The following is a 1,710-nucleotide window of genomic DNA, read 5'->3' as shown; positions in this document are numbered from 1 at the left end:
CCCTCGGGGTAACCCTAGTGCGGGCTAGCCCCAATACCTTAGTGGGCTTGCCTCGCCTACAGTGCTCAACGTAACACTCAACCTCCACGGGAGTATTTCGATGAGCACACCGGGTATCGGCGTTCGACTCACCACTTCGTCTACCTCTCAGGCGTTATCCAGCGCACTGAGCGATTCAGAAGGACTTTTGGCCGACAATCGATTGGCCGATGGTCGAGCCAATACCGGCGCCATTGCGCGGGTGATCCATCAGCGAACGTTGCAAGATTTCAGTGCCGGCCAACAGCTCTACGGCGAGGTGGCTGAGTTGTTAGAGCACCCCATGGATGCTCATAACCTTCGACACGATTTGCAGTCCCTGCTCGGCCAACAGCACAGCCGACAACTGTTTGGTCAGACAGGCGCTCAACCTCAAGGGGAGGCACAAACTCCCGGCCTCAATTCGATGAGCCAGCCTCTGACGACGGCGGGATCAGAACCTCTGCAGAAGGCCTTTATTCCCGGAGCGTCACTGGCGCAACTGAAACCGACGACGATCAACAAGACCGCCGTCCCGTCCGATACCCTTCCGGTTTCTACCCCGTCAATCCAACCCGCACCCAGCCAAACGGCCGGACTTGGATCAACGGATACTGCCGGTGTCCGTACCCTTGCGGAAGCGGTGCAACTCAATCGCATCACCCAAGAATTTCAGCAACGCTTTGCGGACAGCGCTCAAGACCCAGAGGCTTTCCACGCGCTGTTAAAGCAGTCCTTTGGCGACAGCTACGATAAAGCCCAGGCCGAAGCCCTGCGGCAACAGGCGCTAAAGGGAGACTTCTCGTGGATGCCCAGTATCCGCTTGGTGGATGGCAATCAACTGGTGGATCAAAGTGGCCAGCAAGCGGGCGGCATCGGCTTGGGGGCCTACGTTCAGGAAGACAACACGATCCTGCTCAGCCGCGAATTGTTAATCAATGATCCCGTAAAGGCTGAGCGCATTCTGACGGAAGAAGTGGGGCACGCCCTGGATGCCAAGCTCAACACCCAGGACGCGGCCGGTGACGAAGGGGATATCTTCTCTTCCTTACTGCATGGCGACACGCTAAGTGCGGCGCAATTAGCCAGCCTACGAGCGGAGAACGATCACGGCGTGATCATGGTGGACGGCCGCGAGGTCGCTGTTGAATACGGCTTTTTTAGCGGTATAAAGAAAGCCTTCAAAAAAGTCACTGGCGCCTTTAAAAAACTTGTGGGCAGCGTCGCGGACTTTGTTGGGTCGATGTTTAAATCGGCCATGAGTATTGCCATGGGCAGCCTTACCATGATGGTCGGGATGATGACCTTGGATTTCGATAAGGTCAAAGAAGGCTTTCACGAAGTCAAAGACGCCACTCTCCAAGCGATAGGCACCATCCTACAGAGTAAAGTGTTCCAAGCCATTATGATGGTCCTACGGTTTATCCCGATTCCGATCGTGCAGCTGGCGGTGCTGGTTGTTGATGTGGTGCAGGGCGTGTACATGCTCTACCAGGGGATTAAAAACAAATCCTTCGCCATGGTGCTGGGGGCGGTGGCCAGCATCGCCGGTTCCGCGGGGAAATTGGCCAATGGAATGGGGGCCGCCAGTGTTGCAAACACGCTGAAAACGGTGGAAACCTACACCAAAAATGCCTCTCTCGCTTACTCCGCAGCCGCAGAGAAAGACTTTGGTGCCGCGTTGCAGTTACT

The 1,710-nt window shown here is 56.0% G+C and carries 1 protein-coding gene; it reads left to right on the top strand.

The features are described from left to right. Window positions 1-100: 100 nt before the first annotated feature. A partial coding sequence (locus ACXAFR_RS27320; RefSeq protein WP_475183322.1) for a hypothetical protein occupies window positions 101-1,710 on the top strand: 1,610 nt, incomplete at its 3' end.

It is taken from the genome of Pseudomaricurvus sp. ABR4_320 (assembly GCF_056159445.1).
Note: the sequence above shows the minus strand (reverse complement) of the source record. Positions and strands in the feature narration are given on the sequence as shown.